The following is an 18,619-nucleotide window of genomic DNA, read 5'->3' on the forward strand; positions in this document are numbered from 1 at the left end:
TTGAGTAATCTTGATTGATTACATGCTATTTATTTAGGGATTAATTAAAGGGATTAATTCAAGCGATTACAGCGATTGCGCTTTGGTTGCTTGCGATTAGTAATTACATGTTTAGACGAGTGTTGTTAGTTAGAATCCTGAAAGGAGTCTGATTGTATGGGCGCTTCTCCAATGTCGCCTCGCGGACCTATGGGTGGACCTATGAAAAGTCCTATGGGAGGAAACGGCAACAATCCGTTCTTGCCTCCTAATTTTGGAAACAATTCAAATAAGAACAAGAATAAGAACAATAACGGCAATAAGAATAACGGCAATAAGAATAACGCCAATCCAAAGGATGGCAATAATTCCGATTCCAATCGTAAATTCTTTAAGTCGCCTTGGACTTGGATTGTTATTTTAGTTTTGCTTTCTGTAGCTGCATTCCAAATGTTTATGCATAATGGTTCGCAAACAATCGACACTCAAGACGGATTAGAGTTGCTCGATAATCGTAGTGCAAATTACGTTGAGGTTATAGACAATAAGCAGCTTGTTAAGCTTACTCTAAACAATAAGTACGTTAAGTCAGATAAGCGAGATAAGCAAAAGCACGATTACGGAAAAGACGTTCAGTTCTACTACACGATTGCTCAAAGCAAGACAGTTGTGCAAAAGATTCAAAAGGCTAAGCCAGCAAACGGTTGGACTGTTAGCATACAAACTTCTAGCTTTTTCTCGTACTTGATTACGTCTATGCTGCCGATTTTGATTCTGCTTGGACTTGTTTGGTTTATGTTTGGCAGAATGGCAAGCGCAGGCGGCGGAATGCTTGGCATGGGTGGCGGCCGCGGCCGTGGAAAGCTTTTGGAAGGTCAGACTCCTAAAACTAAGTTTGCGGATGTTGCAGGCGAGCAGTCTGCAGTAGAAGAAGTTGAGGAGATTAAGGAATTCCTTAAAGATCCTTCTCGCTACAAGGCTTTGGGTGCGCGCATTCCGCGTGGCGTGCTGCTTTACGGCCCTCCAGGAACTGGTAAAACTCTTCTTGCGCGTGCTATTGCAGGCGAAGCTGGCGTTCCGTTCTACGCAATGGCTGGATCGGACTTTGTTGAGATGTTCGTTGGTCTTGGCGCGTCTCGCGTGCGCGAGCTGTTTGATGAAGCTAAGAAGAACGCTCCAGCAATCATCTTTATTGACGAGATTGACGCTGTTGGACGCCGCCGCGGAAGTGGCATGACTGGCGGCCACGATGAGCGCGAGCAAACTCTTAATCAGCTGCTTGTAGAGATGGACGGCTTCGATAACGACACTAATTTGATTATTATTGCCGCTACAAACCGACCAGATGTGCTTGATTCTGCGCTTTTGCGACCAGGCCGATTTGATCGCCAAGTGGCTGTAGAAGCTCCAGATTTGGAAGGCCGAGAGGCGATTCTTAAGGTTCACGCTAAAGGCAAGCCTTTTGTTCCAGACGTAGATCTTCATATGGTTGCTGTTAGAACTCCTGGATTTACGGGCGCGGATTTGGCTAATGTGCTTAATGAAGCGGCTTTGCTTTGCGCTCGCTCTGGCGCTCAGCTTATTGACAATCGCGCTATTGACGAGGCAATTGACCGCGTTCAGGCTGGTCCTAGAAAGAAGTCTAAGGGCATGGCTTTGGATGAGTTGCGTAACACGGCTTATCACGAAGGTGGACACGCGCTTGTTGCCGCGGCTTTGCATCACACGGATCCTGTTACTAAGGTTACGATTTTGCCTCGCGGCCGCGCTCTTGGATACACGGCTGTTATGCCAACTAGCGACCGCTATTCTCAGTCTCGAAACCAGCTTCTCGATCAAATGGCGTATGCTATGGGCGGCCGTACTGCGGAAGAGGTTGTGTTCCACGATCCAACTACTGGTGCTTCTAACGACATTGAGAAGGCTACAGCAATCGCTCGCAAGATGGTTGTTGAATATGGCTTCTCATCTAAGCTTGGCGCTGTAAAGTGGATGGATGCAGATCAAGATTCTTCTGGTTCTTTGGATTCTTTGCAATCGCGTAAGTTCTCTAATAAGACTGCGGAAGTGATTGACGAAGAAGTTCATAAGCTTATTGAAACGGCTCATACCGAGGCTTGGCAGATTATTAACAATAATCGCGATATTTTAGATGAGCTTGTTAGCAAGCTTCTTGTTAAGGAGACTCTTAACGAGAAGGAACTTGAGCAAATCTTCTCTAAGATTCGTAAAGCGCCAGAGCGCGATTTGTGGCTTTCTAATGCGGATCGCCCAGATTCGCCGCTTCCTCCTGTAGAGATTCCAGAAAGCTTAAAGAGGAATGTTGCAGGTGCGAGTTTAGAGAAGAGCGATAAGGATTCGGATTCTAATGCTTCTAAGGCTGGTGCTGCAGCGGATTCTGAAGCGCAAAAGTCGCAAGCAACCGCAGAAGTGCAAGAATCGCACGAGTCTTCCTATAACTCAAATATCGCAAATACTACAAATGCCCTAAATAGCCCAATGCAAACAACCGCAGTGGTGTCTATGCAAGGCAAAAAAAGCGATTCAACAATGCGCGCAATGCTAAACGTATTAAGCGGACTTGAGTATAAAGATTCGCATAGCGTAACTCAAGTCGAAGGCGTTTCGGCGCTTTACCAGGCAAGCAATGCAAACGGTGAAGATTTTTGCGCGATTGTAGTGGCGTCTACAACAATGAGCAATCAGGAATTTGCGCAAAGAATCGAGCAAATGCAACGCGATCAAATTGATGGCGATTCTGCCGATTCTTTAGATTTGCGCTTAAATATTGTTGGAACAAGAGAATACGGCTTAGATAGCGCGTCTACAAAGTCAATGGATTCAAGCGATCCTTTGCACTTAAGTGCTGCGCAATTGGAGCCGTGGATGCAAGTTGAGCCAGACGCTGCAATTGATGGCGAGCCAGTCTCTTACAAACTTGCGCTTTTGCAGGATGCTTCGCAAGTTGGCGTTTATTCTGAGCGCTGGATTATTGGGGAGTGCTGATGAAAGCTTACCGTACGCCTTGGTGGTATTTTGCGCTTGGACTATTGTTTGGATTTGTATTCGGCGCGTTTTTGGTGTCGATTACAGAATCTAGCGCAATATCGCTTTCGGGAGCTCCGTGGATTGTTTTGGCTGTTATGATAATCGGCGGAATAGTCACGTTTGTTCTTGCTTGGCAAACGCATCAATACGCTACTTCTAAGCCAAAAGAGCGCAAGCCTTTTAACATGCAAATGGCTGTTTCGGCGTTAATGCTTGCAAAATCGCTTGGAATGGCTGGTGCTATTTTAACGGGCTGGTATGCAGGTCAGATTTTTGTTTGCTGGCCGCACGCGGATATTCCGCTTTATTCCAACGTTATTCGCGAATGTGTTATTGAGGGAATCGTGTGCATTATAGACATGATTATTGGCATTGTTGGCGAATGGATGTGTCAGATTCCTCCAGAAGATGGAGCGGATGCTGCTGGCGATTCTTCGGATCGAGCGCAGAAAGCGGCGGCGGTTTAATGGCGTTCAGCTGCGATTAATGGCAACTAACGGCGACTAATGGCAATCAAAATTGCAACTAAAATAGCGGTTTAACAATTTTAAGAAAGGTATTACTTTGGCTGAATTTATTTACCAAATGATTAAGGCACGCAAGTCTTACGGAGATCGCGTAATTCTAGACGACGTTACCTTAAGCTTCTTGCCGGGCGCAAAAATTGGCGTTGTTGGACCTAACGGCATGGGTAAATCAACGTTGCTAAAGATTATGGCTGGATTGGAAAATGTTTCTAACGGCGAAGCTTCGATTACTCCAGGCTACACCGTTGGCATTTTGCAGCAGGAGCCGCCGCTGGATGAGACTAAAACCGTTGGCGAAAACATTAAGATGGCTTTTGGTGAGATTGCTCAAAAGGTTGATCGATTCAACAAAATCGGCGAAGAGATGGCAAATCCAGATGCCGACTTTGATGCATTGATGGAAGAAATGGGCAAGCTGCAAACGGAGATTGATGCGGCTAACGGTTGGGATTTGGATTCGCAACTTGAGCAGGCAATGGACGCTTTGCAATGCCCAGACCCAGATTCGCCTGTTTCTGTGTGCTCGGGTGGAGAAAGACGACGCGTGGCATTGTGCAAGCTTTTGCTTGAAGCTCCAGATTTGCTGTTGCTTGATGAGCCTACAAACCACTTGGATGCGGAGTCAATTCTTTGGCTGGAACAGTTCTTGCACAAGTACGAAGGCGCTGTTATTGCTGTAACTCACGATCGCTACTTTATGGATAACGTTGCAGAGTGGATTTGCGAGGTAGATCGCGGTCAGCTTTACCCATACAAGGGCAATTACACTACTTACTTGGAAACTAAGGCCAAGCGTATGGAGATTCAGGGCGCTAAAGATGCAAAGCTTGCTAAGCGCTTGAAGAATGAGCTTGACTGGGTGCGTAGCTCGCCAAAGGCTCGCCAGGCCAAGAATAAGGCTCGTTTGGAGCGTTACGACCAAATGGAGCAAGAGGCACGCAATTCCAAGAAGCTTGATTTTTCGGAGATTCAAATTCCAGCAGGTCCGCGCTTGGGATCGCAAGTTTTGGAAGCGAAGCATATTCACAAGGCTTTTGGCGATCGCGTGCTAATCGACGATTTGTCGTTTACGTTGCCTCGTAACGGCATTGTTGGCGTGATTGGTCCGAATGGCGTTGGTAAGTCTACGCTTTTCAAGACGATTGTGGGCTTGGAGCCACTTTCTGGCGGCGAGCTTACTGTTGGAGACACTGTAAAGATTTCGTACGTAGATCAGAATCGCGCAGGCTTGGATCCAAATAAGAATCTGTGGGAAGCTGTTTCGGGAGGCCTTGATTTTATTGAGGTTGCAGGCGTTGAGATTCCTACTCGCGCATACGTTGCAAGCTTTGGTTTTAAGGGTTCGGATCAGCAAAAGCTTACGGGAGTGCTTTCTGGCGGCGAGCGTAACCGCTTGAATTTGGCTTTGACTCTTAAGCAGGGCGGCAACTTGCTTCTGCTTGATGAGCCTACTAACGATTTAGATGTTGAAACTCTTGAAAGCTTAGAGAACGCTTTGCTTGACTTCCCGGGATGTGCTGTGGTTGTTTCGCACGATCGCTGGTTCTTAGACCGCGTTGCAACGCATATTCTTGCTTGGGAGGGCACAGACGAGAATCCTGCAAATTGGTACTGGTTTGAAGGCAACTTCCAGGCGTACGAAGAAAACAAGATTGCGCGCCTTGGTGAGGAAGCTGCTCGCCCGCATCGCTTGCACAGAAAGCTTACGCGCTAATCGCAAGTTGTGTGTTGCTGCGACTGTCGAATGGCGGCTAATCGCAAGCTGTTGGTGGCAAGTCGTAAGTTGCTAGTCGCAAGTCGCAAGCTTTTAGCAGCAAGACACAGTCTGTTGGCGGCAAATCGCCTTGTAAAACGCTAAAGCAAATATCTTAAACGGTAGTCGCGCTAAAATCGTGTATTGAGCTAAAAAAGGAGTGCAAATGCCAATACTAGATAAAAATGATTCTGCTAAAGTTAAAGAATACGAGGACTTTGTAAAAAATTCTCCGTACACTAATGCAATGCAAGACATGGCATGGGCAAAGGTTAAAAACAACTGGTCTAGCGAATACGTTTATCTGGAAGAAAACGGCAAGATTACTGCTGCAGTGTCTATTCTTGGCATTAAGGCTGTAGACGATAAAACGCTGTTTTACGCTCCTAGAGGCCCAGTTTGCGATTTTTACGACGTTGAAACCACTAAAAAGCTAATCAACGAAGCAAAGCCACTTTTTGAAAAGTACAACGCATTTTTGCTTAGAATGGACCCTTGCGTTCAAACCGACGAGGCTCTTATAGAAAAGTACAGGGCTGCTGGCTACACGTTTAGAGGCCAGGGATTCCACCCTAAGTCTTACTCCAACCCGCTTCACGAGATTATGCTTAAGGTTGAGGGCAAAACCGAAGAAGAGCTTATGGCTGGTTTTAGCACGCTTACAAGAAGGCATATTCGTGCTGGCATTAAGGCTGGTGTTGTAACTCGCTGGAGTAGGTCGGAAGAAGACTTGCAAACCTTCTACGAGCTTACAAAGATTATGGCAAACAGGCATGGCATTAAATATAGGCCATTTGAATACTTTGAGCGCTTGCTTGCTGCATACCCGCAGATTGAGATTTGCACTTGCGAGTACGAGGGTGAGCCAGTTGCAAGCATGCTTTCGTTCCCATACAAAGACACTTTGTGGTACATTTACGGCGCAACGCAGACCATGCATGGAAAGGTTGCTCCAGGCTATACGTGTATTTGGAATTTGATTTTGCGCACTAAGGAGCTTGGCTTAAAGTGGTTCAACATGGGCGGAACTTATTCGCTTAGCATGGATGAAGGCCTTTACTTCTTTAAGAACGGTTTTTGCAGAGCGAATGATCCGTTTACTTGGATTGGCGAGTTAGACGTTGTTATTGACCAAGACGCTTACAAGAAGTTTGTTGGCAGGTGGGATGATTTGCCAGAGACTAAAGCTGATGCTTCTAAGAGTGAGGCTGATGGCGCATCTGCTAAGTCGGAGTGATATTTAGCTCTAATGGCGCTTTTGCGACTAGTTGCATGTTTTTGTGGCTAGTCGCTTTTATTTTTCCCACGAGTCTTTCCGCTTTTTGTACGTGTTTTAGGTCGAATTTGGTACAAAGTGCGGAGTGGTGTTCCGCTTTTTGTACGTGTTTTAGGTCGAATTTGGTACAAAGTGCGGAGTGGTGTTCCGCTTTTTGTACGTGTTTTAGGTCGAATTTGGTACAAAGTGCGTTAATCACACAAAATTCATCATACGAATTAATCTTAAATTGTATAAAACAATTAGTAAAATATGCTTTGCATAGTTATGTGGATTTTGCGGTCGGGTTGGCGCATTAATCCAAAGAGTAAGATAATGGAGTAAGAGTATGTCTAAGAAGATTCGTGTAGTTAAGCACTATTCTGGAGTTGATTCTAGCTTTAAAGCTGGTGTTGGGGTAGACTCTCAGCCAGTTCTTTCAAAGAGTGTTTGCGCTGCAATGCTAGCTGGCGCAATGGTGCTCGGGGGGGGGGTATTCGTTTCCTCGCCTGCCTATGCTGACGGTTATGTAGACGGCACTGGCAACAACATTTATTACGGTTATAAAACAGACGCAAGTTATACAGAAGCTCGTTTCCACATAGAAGTGGATTATTACGATACTCTTGAGCATGCTCAGGCGGGCAAGGATGAGGGTAAAGACCCGCTTGGAAAGTTTGTTCGCGTTCATTATCTTTCTAATTGCAACAAAGACGGCGGCGCAGCCGACGATTGGCGATTCCGCCCAATGTGGTGGTTTGGTGTTCCTAAGGGCTTGCAGAACGTGCAGAATATTACGTATACGCGCATTGAAAAAATGACAAATCAGCGCGGAAATAATCCGTTTGTACCAGCTGGTTCATCGCAGTTTACGTTTACAGATACAAACGGCTACGGCATTGCATCTAAGAAAACATATGATACTCCAAAGCAATGGAAAGGCATCTCCAACTTCTACTTTGATGAGAAGAATGTGCTTGCCAGCAAGGGTTGGAAGCAGCTGCTTGGTCTTAATGGTGGAAAGTACGATAACGTTGGAAAAACGGAGAGTCAGTGGGGTGATTACCAGGGTGAAACCGCTGGCTTGCAAGGCATTTTTGTAGACTGGGAGTCTGCAGGGCAGCGCTTCTATGACATGACTTATGTTGGCGAGATGACAACGGATGCTTGGGAGAAGCGCGATACTAATCCACTTCGTTTTGCTGCTGGCGTTTATCGTTTTGCTGGTAATTGGCACTATGCGGTTGGCCAAAAGCACAATACGCCGAAGATTGCGGACCATTTGAAGCTTAACTATCCAGAGGTTACGAAGGTTAAGAAGCTTGATGCGCTTAGCACAGATGAAAAGGGCAAGGTTCAAGAAGCAATTGAAAAGGCTAATCGCGGCCCAGCTGGTTCTCAAACTCTGTTTGACGAATTAGTTAAAGACGGTCAAGACGGCATTGTTGTAAATGATAATGGCTCTGCAACTATAACCTTCAAAGACAACACTAAGCGCACTATGCCAGCTAGCTTGCTTGTTTCTAAAGACGAGTCCGATAGCGATAAGTATAAGCCAACTTTGCCTGATGCAATTCCTGTTGTGAACCCTGATTCGTTAAGTGATGAAGATAAAAAGGCTGTTATTGACGCGTTCAAGGAAAAGAATAAGGACAATACAGATTTCAACAAACATCTTGCTAAGGATAATCCTATTGCTTTCGATCAAGACGGCAAAAACCTTGTTGTAACGTATGAAGATGGCTCCAAAGCTACGATTCCTGCGTCTGAGCTTGTGTTCCAAGGGCCAAAGATCTCCGACTGGGCGCCGTATCGCGTTCCAGTTCCTACGGAAGTAGATGACCCATCTCAGGCATTAACTCAAGATCAAAAGAATACTATTGCGTCGGCATTTGATGAAGCAAATAAGAGTTTCCCTGTTTATCAAGCTGCTAAAACGCATAACAATAATACGTCTCCTGTAACGTTTGATAACAAAAACAATGCTGTAATTACTTGGGCAGATGGTTCACAAACTACAGTTCCTGCTTGGATGTTCTTGAAGAAGAGGCAGACGCAAGCTACAAAGCCTGAGCAAAAGCAAACTACCAAAGAGTTTACGGTTGATTTGCCAGCAACACCTACGGAAGTTACTTTCGATCCATTTGATAAGACTGCAACAGTTGATCAGAATCAGCTTAGCAACCTTGAAACAGCATTGAAAGATTTAACTGCTAAGGACTCAAGCGATAGTAATAAGACTGTAACTCTTACTTCTGCAAAGATTGATATTGCAAACGGTACTATAACTTTTAAAGCCGAAGGATATGAAGATAGAAAGTATCCAATCGGCATCTTCTATAAGAAGAAAGTAAATGGAACTGGTACTCAGAGTCCTACGCAGCAGACTCCTACGAGTAAGACTGATACTGACCCAGATCAAGCAAAGAATACGTTCACATATAACGTTAGAAAAATTGAGACTGATGGAGATAAGCCAACTGTTCAAGATGCTATTAAAGCATTAAAGCAGTTTGTGAAAGACAATTACAATAACGTATCTGATGATGACCTGGCTACTGTCGCTGACAGTGTTACTGTTAATACGAAGTGGGTTCCAAAAGCTGGTACTAAGAATATGGGCGCCTATGGTGCTAAAGCACCTAATGATGGCCCGATGACTTCATTTAGTATAGATCCTACTAACGGTTTTGCTATTACAGTTCATGGTCACCCTTGGGATCCTGATGCTGACAATGGTGCCGATTGGAATTCTTCTTTGGAAAGGGGCCTGTTTACCATCCAAGCCAAAGATTTGTATGTTAAAAAGGGTACTCAGCAGACTCCTACGGACAACACCGTTGAAAAATTGAAAGAGCTTGCTAAGCAGCTTTTGAATGAAAAGAAAAATCTTACTAAATCTGACTTTAGAAGAGCTGGTTTAAATAAAGATGAAATAACTGATAATGCTATTGATAAGATGAATGATGCCGAAGAGCTTCGTGATCTTATTAAGAAGCTGAGTGAAGTAAAGCATGCTGATCGTACGTACAATTCTATTGGTGAAGTTGTAGTTGACGATCCAACTAAGCTTACTGAAGATGATTTCAAGAAGGCTGTTAAAGCGTTCGTAAAAGCTAACTACGATAAAAGCGACAATTTCCAGGCTAATGATGTCACTACAGCTTTACCTACTGATTTAACTCCAAAGTCTGGCACTATTGATATGGAGATTGCTGACGATAATATTAAGTCAGTTACTTCCAGTGAAACCGATGGTAAAAAAGACTATAAGTCAATCGTCTTTAAGGATGCCAAGGGTACTCAGCTTTTCACTGTTGCTATTAGCTACAAGAAGAAGGAAGAAACTCCAAAGCTTAGCGACGATGAGCTTAAGGAGATGAGAAAGCAAGCTAAGGAAACTATCGATCATAATCCAAATCTGACTAAGACGGATAAGGATGGTTTTGATAAGCGTATTGATGAAGCAACTACTGCTGAGCAGATTCAAAATATTTTGAAGGAAGCTGCAGAGAAAGCAAATCAGAACTCAACTTCTACTGATCCTAAGATTAAGGGTGAAATAAGCGGCAATCAGAATGGGACTGACGCTGAGAACCAGCAGAAGCTTGACGCCGCTAAAGAAGCTGCAAAGAAAGCAATCGAAGCTCTTAAGAATTTGTCAAATGAAGAAAAGACGGAGTTTAAGAATAAGCTTAATGGTACAGATATTAAGACTCCTGCAGACGTCCAGCAGATTGTTGATGCTGCAAAGCTAGCAGATGAGCTTAAGGGTGTTAAGGATGGAGCACAAAAAGAAAAGTTTGTGTTCCTCGACCACGGCACTGGCGCTAAAGACAACACAGAGGCTACGCATGCCGATGATGCTGCTCTTAACGAGCTGCTCGGAGGAACTCCTGCTAAGGATTCAACGCTTACCGATTTGGAAAATGCTCTTGCAAAGAAGGATCCTGCTGCAGCAACTGCACAAGAGATTAAGGATGCTCTTGCCGCAGCCAAGCGCCAGAATGCGATTAACGAAGAAAATGCTAAGAACGCTGGTATTGCGAAGCTTGATGCGCTTTTGCAGCAGCTGACCGACGCTGAAAATGGCTTGAATGAGACTCAGAAAGAAGCTGTTAAGAAGAAGGTAGAAGCTGCCAAGACTGCAATCAACGGTGCTAAGACTTCTGTAAAAGATGCTAAGAAGCCTTCTGATATCAAGACTGCTGTTGATGGCGTGAAGATTGATGATGCACTTAAAGAGATCAACACTCAAGTGACTAACGCGCAGCAAAACAACAAACAACATCAAGAGAATGACAATAAGGATGCGCTCAACAAGGAAAAGGAAGCTCAGAAGAAGCGCATTCAAGATAGCAATCTTCCCGATGCTGAAAAGCAGAAGGCTATTGATGACATCGATAAGGCAAAGAAGCTTGGCGACCCAACGGGTATTGCTGATCGCGCGCTGAAGGCCAAGAAGATCGAGGATGCGCTTAAAGCAATTGACAACCTTGAGCATTTGAATGATGCGCAGAAGAAAGCGTATAAAGATATCATCAACACTACTGATGCTGGTAATCGCAAAGATGACCAGGGCAAAGACACTGGTGTTGACGACATCGACGATGCGCTCGCTAATGCTGCAAACACCGATAATGCTATGGCTCGTCTTGAAGAGCTGAAGAAGAAAGCCAGCGACTTTAAGAATAAGCAAGGTGGCAAGTACTCAAAGCTTGACACTACAAAGCCTGCTGAAAAGAAGCAGAAAGATGATTTCGATAATTATCTTGATGCTGCAACAACGCTAACTACAGCTGACAAGGGTGCTGATAAGGGCGCCGATGAAGTCAATACTTTGTACAATGACCTTCTTAAAGCAATGCGCGCTATTGATCCTGATGCCAAGAGCGCTGGTCTAAAGACTGATGCTCTTAAGAATGAAATTGAATCTGATAAGGGCTTGAAGCCAAGTGAAACTGATCCTAAGACTCCAGGCGATTCTGTTTATACCACTGCTTCTCAAGATAAGAAAGATGAGTTTGATAAGGCTTTGAACGAAGCTCAAACAGTTTTGAATGGTGCTGCTACTGCTGATATTTCTGATGCAGATAAAGAAGCAACTGAACAGAAAGAAATCGATGCTGCTCTTGACAAGCTTATTAAGGCTCGCCTTGCTTTGGATGGTGTTAACACCAAGCCTCTTGAGAAACAAATCGCTAAAGATGCGGATATTAAGAAGTCTGTAGAGTACACTAAGGCTTCTGATTCTAAGAAGAAGGCGTATGGCGATGCTCTTGACGCTGCTCAGAATATTATAGATAAACTAACTGGTAAGAAGGATGCTAGCGCAGACGATCATCTTGACACCAAGGAGAATAAGCAAAAAGCTTTGGATGCAGCGCTTAAGGCGTTGAGCGATGCGGCTGAGGCTCTTGATGGCAAGGATGCAACTCCAGTTCCTCCAAGCGGTGATGACAATACTGGCTCTGGCTCGGAATCGGATTCTGGTAGCAGCTCGGATTCTGGCTCTGGCACTTCCACAAGCACGAGCGGTGGCGTTAATAAGCAGAATTTGATTAATCAGATTAACACAACCGAAAATCCAGGTGGCGCTAATCCAGGCTCTGGTGCTGCTGGCACAAATCCAAGCGCACCAGGTGCAGGTGCGCAAGGCGCTGGTATGGGTGCTGTAGCTCCAGGCTCAGGCGCTGGTGCTGCTGGCGCTGGCGCTGCGGGCGCAGCCAATGCAGGTGTTGACAACAAGGCTGTAAATAACGCTGTAGAAAACTCGACAGAAGTTAAGCAGGCGGATGCTGCTGTTAAGCAGGCTGCTGCCACGCTAGACGAAGCTTTGGCACAAGCTAAGCGCGTTGCTGCAGATCCGCATGCAACGCAAGCGCAAGTCGACGCTGCGGCAGCTAAGCTTGCGGATGCGCGTAAGGCGCTTGCGGATGCTCAAGCCAATGCAGCAAAAGTGCGTGCAGCTGTTCGCAGCCGCGTTATAAAGGGCATGCGCTCTCGCGGAAATGCAGGCGTTGCGACTGGTGCAAACGTTGCGACTACTGGATTGATGGCAACTATGATTGCTGCAATCGGCGGAGCGTTTGCAACTCGACGCATGCGCACAAAGCACGCTAATCGCGACTAATGCTTGGCTGTAAGCTATTTAGCTTGACTGATGTTTTACTGCTAGCTGATTAGCTTTACTAGTGCTTATAGCAATACTCATAAGTCTCGTTTGGTCTTTGGCCGAGCGAGGCTTTTGTTTATGTAGTGCGTTTGTATGACGACACGCCGTATTTTAAGTACAATCGCACTACAAGGTTACGCCAGGTGAAGTAGAGATTCGAGATTTTTCGCAGCGAAAGAGGCGTTTCGTTCGCGCGGTCTAAGCGCGCTCGCGTCTTCGCTTGCATTGAAAGCACACCGTGCTTTCAACCTGAGCAAGCTCAGCGCTCCGAATTACCTTTTCGCGCTACGCTCTAAGCGAAAAGGCAGGTCGTCGCGCCTGCGAGGAGAGAAATACTCAAACCTCGCGCAATACCAAATAGGAAATGTCGCTTGCGTGACCAAGAATTACCAAGCCCTCTTACGTGCTTTAACAATTGCGTATATCTTAAATACAGGGTTTTTGTGTGGGGCGTGTGCTAATCTCGGTTAGTTCATGACTTTTTATCGATTCGTCAATCGAATTGTTCAATCATAAAATACGAAAGGCTATTGTGCCACATACTCATTATGATGCGTTTGCTAAAACGCAAGGCTCTAAGAAAACTGCTGCTAGAAAATCGAATAGTAAAAAATCCGCTGTAAGTCAAAAAGATAATAAGAATTTTTCTAAAAAAGGTTATAAGTCCAAAGAAAATCCATTTGAATATAGAAGAAATCGTAAGAATAACGAGTTTAATGCGCGTAAGAACCGCAATCGTAAGGCAGATAAAGCTAGAAGTCGCGCCAGAGAAAAAGCTTTGCAATACGAAGAGATGGCAATTCAAGAAGCTGAGAAGGACTTTGTAGAGAAGGGCTTTACTTCTCAGGACTTTAGCAAGCGCGATTTTGATAAGCGCGACTTTAAGAATCGTGACTTTAAGAATCATCGTCTAAATAATCGTAATCAAAATAAGCAAAATTCAGATAAGCAAAATCAAGAAATCACAAAAAACTCCGTAATGATCCCAGATACAGCTGTGGAATCGCGCGAAAACTATAGCGATGACGTGACTTTTGCGCAGCTAGGCGTTCCGCAGCCTTTGGTGGAAGTTTTGCGCGCAGACGGCAAAACCACGGCTTTTCCAATACAACAGGCGACTTTGCCAGACTCTTTGCAAGGCGCGAACATTCTTGGGCGCGGCCGAACGGGAAGTGGCAAGACGCTAGCGTTTTCTATTCCGCTTGTTGCGCGATTGGCCGATAACTTTGTTGATTTAATAAACTCGGGTCGCGCTTCTAGAAAAAACAAGAATCGCAAAGAAGACGATGTTCCAGCGCCTCACGCAATGATTTTGGCGCCGACTCGCGAGCTGGTGCATCAAATAGACGACGTAATCGCGCCTCTAGCGGCTGCTTACGGCATGAAAACTGTAACGGTTTATGGCGGCGTGCGTTATAAGCAGCAAATGGCGCTTCTTAAGCAGGGAGCGCAAATCGTAGTGGCTTGCCCAGGGCGATTAGAGGATTTGCTGCGTCAAGGCGCGTTAACGCTCGAAAAAGTGATGGTAAGCGTTTTAGATGAGGCGGACGAAATGGCAGATATGGGATTTTTGCCAGCCGTTACGCGCTTGCTTGAGCAGACTGATCCAAACGGTCAGCGCATGCTGTTTTCTGCTACTTTAGATAAGCAAGTTGCGACTATAGTAAATCGCTTCCTGCCAAATGCGCTTGTTCACGCTGTAGATGACGCGGATTCGCAAGTAGACACAATGACACATTACGTTTTTGGCGTTTCTGCGGCAGATAAGTACGAAGTTTTGAGAAAGCTGGCTTCGGGCAAAAAACGCTCAATATTCTTTACGCGCACAAAGTATCAAGCCAAGAATATGGCAAAGAAGTTTGTGCAACAGGGTATTCCTGCAGTTGATTTGCAAGGAAACTTGTCTCAAAATCAACGCGATAGGCATATGAGCGTTTTTGCTAACGGAGATGTACGCGTGTTAGTAGCTACGGATGTTGCTGCGCGAGGCATTGATATTAGCGATGTGGCGCTTGTTGTGCAAACGGAGCCGCCAGAGGACCCAAAGTCGTTCTTGCATAGGTCGGGGCGTACTGCGCGCGCAGGCGAGTCGGGCAATGTTGTGACTCTTGTGTTGCCGAATCAAAAGCGCATGGCTCACACTATGTTGAGGCGTGCTGGCATTAATGCTAAAGCGCAAGATGTTAAGCCAGAGTCGCCGATTTTGCAAGAGATTGTTGGCGATTTGGCGGATTTGCAAGAGGGCTGGAGTATGCCAGAGCCAGAGCAGCCGAAGCGCAAAGGTGGAGTCAAAGGCAGAGGCAGAGGTAGAGGACGCGGACGTTCGCATGATTCGCGCAGTTCGCGTGACTCGCATAGTTCGCAACGTCACGCATAATTTTCCGCTTTTTGTACGTGATTTAGGTCGAATTTGGTACAAAGTGCGTCAGTTTTTCCGCTTTTTGTTGTTCAATACGCCGTGATATGTACCCCTTTCACTAACTGTCCAGAAAAAAGGTGTATATATCATTGGGTGTCTCGGTCCGGATACTACAAATGGGCTGGCAGTCAGCAACTATTACACGGAAGAACAACGGTTGATTTTTGCGTATTCTCCGAGCTATGCGAGCGGTTCGGTGTCTGAGAAAGGGATGCAATCCGCGGCGGCGCAACGCTACATTGCTTTTCACGAGGCTGGCAAGGCTCAATGGCAGGGAATTCTTGATGAGGCTAAGCAGCCTTCGAGTGGTGTGTCTGGGATTCCTGGGGCTGTGGGTGGTGTGTCGAAGGTGTCGAGTGATCCGAAGGATGTTTTTGCAAAGTATGCGGATCGTCTGGAGAGCCTGGCGGGTGCTTTGAATGATTCCCAGAAAGCGACTTTGGGCATGATGTATAAGCTCGCTTCGTAGAAGGGAGGCGAGGGCTCTATGAAGAAGGTTGATGCGTTGGCGAAGACGTTTACGACGGCGAACTTTATGGAGGTGATGTTGCTTCCGGGTAAGGATAAGGACGGTAAGTCGACGACGAACCTGCTGGATATGCTGGTGTGGATGAAAGATGTTCCGAACCAGGCGGATTTCTTGCAGTCTGTGTTGAATAAGAAGAACGAGGCGGCAATTGCGAAGGTTGAAGAGAAACTCGGTATTGACCTCGGTTCGAAAGCGGGTCTGAACAAACCAACCACTGCAACGTCGGCGCATATTGACACCGAGGCATAGCGCTTTGAGAGTATTTACGAAACACCCTCGTGATTTCAACTAAAACCTGGCGACCGGTTTTTAACAGGGCCGCTCGCGCCCGCCGCTACTTTCGCGCATTTGTATCATCTTCGGCAACTATGAAACCAATTAGGAAAATTTGGGTCGCCCGGCAAGAAAGCTGGGCGACCCAATATCTATCTAGAAACTTCTAGGCTTCGATGTTTTTTAACGCAGTGCACGCGGTAGGCGAGTACCGTCGTCATCAAAAGCAGATAGCCGGTAGAAAGTTGCTTGTAGATTTTCTGATAGCTGTAACTGGAGCGAGCCTTGCGGATAGATACGCTGCGTAAAAGAGGGAGTATCGTCTTGGAATAGCTCCACTAATGATCCATCTACCCAGAGCGTAGCCGGATTGCTAATCTCTGCGGAGAAGAGGATTTCATTAGTGCTCGAATCAAGCAAAGCAATAGTCCCGGTGCCAGCTATATCTAGAGAGAATTGCAAAGTATCGGGGAGCTCAGTAATCACTTCCCCTTTCCCTTCTCGCAAAGCGAAGAGTTCTTGGGCAGGTGCAGCCCACACTCTTCCTTCCGAAATATGCAAACGGCGCGGATGGGTGAGTGCTCCGTTATATCCAGATGCGTCAATATCTGCATCGCTGCGATCGGAGCCTTCCCACGTCCAACCCCACATGAGAATGCGATCTTTATCTACTACGCATTGGGGAGCATAAAAATCGGGGCCGGCGTCTAATTTGCCGCCGGTGCGCGGAATGAATCGGGGATATCCGGCACTCATATCTAAATCACCTACCAGGTAGGCAACTCCGGTTAAGTGATCCATAAGCATTTCGGCTTCTACCCATTGCGAAGCAATAAGTACCCAAGAATTTCCGATTTTTACCAGTTGCGGGCATTCCCAAATTGAAGCGGGGGCGTAAATAGAAGCAATAGGATCATCTCCTACGAGCAGTGTATTTAGATACTTCCAGTTGTACCAATCAGTGCAGTCATAAAGGAATATAGCGGGCGTGCCGTCTTCAAAACCGCCGCCGTGAATAGCGTAAGTAGTGCCATCTACTTCAAAAACGAAAGGATCGCGCATAGCGCGGATATTTTTAATAGGAGGCATGGTGGCCACTACCTTCGTAGGCTCCCAGCCGGTGCGGTCAGCTGTTTCCTCTGCTAGTACCGTGAGAGAGGGGCCATCGAGCTGCGTGACGGCGGTGTAGAGCAAAGAAGAAATTCCTTCATGCACCAGCCCTACCCCAGACCAGCAGCCACTTGCATCCGGTTTACCAGAGCGCGGTTTTAGCGCAATTTCTTGCGATTTCCAATTTACTAGATCTTTGGAAGTGGCGTGCCCCCAATGAATGTGATCATGCCAAGGAGCTTTCGGGTTGAACTGGTAGAACATATGCCAAGTATCTCCGACCTTGTGAATTCCATTCGGATCATTCACCCAACCGAAATCAGGGCGCATATGCAGGCCAGGGAAGAATTTATCGGGGAAATTATTAGATTTAGTCATAGTATTTTCTTTCGTACTAGATAAGATATTTTTTCGATTTTTCGTAATTTGTGGTTTATCGGAAATCCATCCGGCATGCCGCCGCCCATGTGCAGAGGCATAAAGAGGATGTGATTCCGTTTCTGAAGGCGGTATTTCCTGCTCAACAGCTGGGCAACCGCAACTTGGGCCACTAACTAGCGGGCAAGGTACTAAGTCGATATAGGATTCAGTATTGGCTCCACTTTGGGTGCGCAGAAAATAAATAATTTTCTCAATTACTTTCTCTGCCACTTCTTCTAACGGGTCGATTGCGCGCAAGAAGAAGTGATCATTGAAGATTTCCGAATCTTCAAATACTCCCACTCGGATATCTTTTCCGATAGTGAGCCCGCGGCGGCGAATTTCTGCTAAAGCGGGTGCGCACATAGCAGAACTGCCCAATACAAGTGCATCGATATGCGGGAAATTATCCAAAGTCCAAGATATGTGCCGCTGGATTCCCCTCGGAGAGGATGGAGTATTTACCAGTTGCCGGCGCGTTACCCGGTATCCTTTTTCAATCAAGGCTTCTTCGAATCCCCGCAAATGCTGCGATCCGTTATTAATGCGTCTATCTGGATAAAAAAGTACGGGATACCGTGCTCCATGCTCCAGCAGATGCATAGTAATATCTCTAATAGCTTGCTGATGATCGGTGCATATCTGCGGCGCAATCACAGCTAAATCGTTGCTATTGACTACCACAAATGGAACTTTGTGTTTGCGTAAACGGGGCAGAGAATGCCGCCGCCATCCTGGTATAGGACTAATGACTACCGCATCGATTTGATGGGCAATCAAAGCATTCAGAGCGGCTTCTTCTGTAAGCACATTTGCGCCAATATCCGATAAGAACGGTGTTAATCCACTATCGGTGGCTTGCCTTGCTAGCTCTAGATTTAATGCAGTTCCACTCGGATTTCCAAGCAAGGTGCCGACGATTCCTATCTTCGGCAGTGCTCCTGCTTGTAAAGAGCGCACAGTGTGCGGACTACTGTAATTTAGTGCCCTGCTAGCTGCTAGAACTTGCATCTTCGTAGATTCATCGACGCGGCGAGTACCATTGAGGACATGAGATACGGTAGTGATGGATACGCCAGCGCATTGCGCTACGTCTTTCATACTTACTTTTTGCATCTTTTCATCCTCTGC

General features: G+C 46.1%; 9 protein-coding genes. 8 read left to right on the forward strand and 1 reads right to left on the reverse strand.

Going from position 1 to position 18,619, the window contains the following annotated elements; translation table 11 throughout:
- Positions 1 to 156: 156 nt before the first annotated feature.
- The 8 genes from ftsH to NYP67_RS02575 all read left to right on the forward strand — a co-directional run bounded on the left by ftsH (position 157) and on the right by NYP67_RS02575 (position 15,934).
- Positions 157 to 2,985 carry an ATP-dependent zinc metalloprotease FtsH gene (gene ftsH / locus NYP67_RS02540; RefSeq protein WP_415695101.1) on the forward strand — a complete coding sequence of 943 codons (2,829 nt, stop codon included), beginning with the start codon at positions 157 to 159 and terminating at the stop codon, positions 2,983 to 2,985.
- Entirely contained in the window at positions 2,985 to 3,494 is a 510-nt protein-coding gene (locus NYP67_RS02545) for a DUF3180 domain-containing protein (protein WP_473411149.1), read from the forward strand. The genes ftsH and NYP67_RS02545 overlap by 1 nt, the downstream gene beginning before the upstream one ends.
- A gap of 97 nt (positions 3,495 to 3,591) precedes the next feature.
- Positions 3,592 to 5,268: an energy-dependent translational throttle protein EttA gene (ettA, locus tag NYP67_RS02550; protein WP_004130043.1), complete on the forward strand. Its 1,677-nt coding sequence runs from the start codon at positions 3,592 to 3,594 to the stop codon at positions 5,266 to 5,268.
- 205 nt (positions 5,269 to 5,473) lie between these two features.
- Entirely contained in the window at positions 5,474 to 6,544 is a 1,071-nt protein-coding gene (locus tag NYP67_RS02555; protein WP_115757322.1) for a lipid II:glycine glycyltransferase FemX, read from the forward strand.
- 367 nt (positions 6,545 to 6,911) lie between these two features.
- Complete coding sequence (locus NYP67_RS02560) at positions 6,912 to 12,695, forward strand: MiiA motif-containing surface protein (protein ID WP_115757319.1); 5,784 nt, start codon at positions 6,912 to 6,914, stop codon at positions 12,693 to 12,695.
- A gap of 574 nt (positions 12,696 to 13,269) precedes the next feature.
- A complete protein-coding gene (locus NYP67_RS02565; protein WP_473411150.1) occupies positions 13,270 to 15,114 on the forward strand; it encodes a DEAD/DEAH box helicase in 1,845 nt (614 codons plus the stop codon).
- Between the two features lie 238 nt (positions 15,115 to 15,352).
- Positions 15,353 to 15,625, forward strand: coding sequence for a hypothetical protein (locus tag NYP67_RS02570; RefSeq protein ID WP_115757313.1), 273 nt, complete (start codon positions 15,353 to 15,355; stop codon positions 15,623 to 15,625).
- An 18-nt stretch (positions 15,626 to 15,643) separates the two neighbouring features.
- Entirely contained in the window at positions 15,644 to 15,934 is a 291-nt protein-coding gene (locus NYP67_RS02575; RefSeq protein WP_050567573.1) for a hypothetical protein, read from the forward strand.
- A 207-nt stretch (positions 15,935 to 16,141) separates the two neighbouring features.
- On the opposite strand, the gene NYP67_RS02580 is transcribed toward NYP67_RS02575, so the two are convergent.
- A complete protein-coding gene (locus NYP67_RS02580; protein WP_102704938.1) occupies positions 16,142 to 18,604 on the reverse strand; it encodes a LacI family DNA-binding transcriptional regulator in 2,463 nt (820 codons plus the stop codon).
- Positions 18,605 to 18,619: the final 15 nt, after the last annotated feature.

The organism is Gardnerella sp. c23Ub_4 (assembly GCF_055804115.1).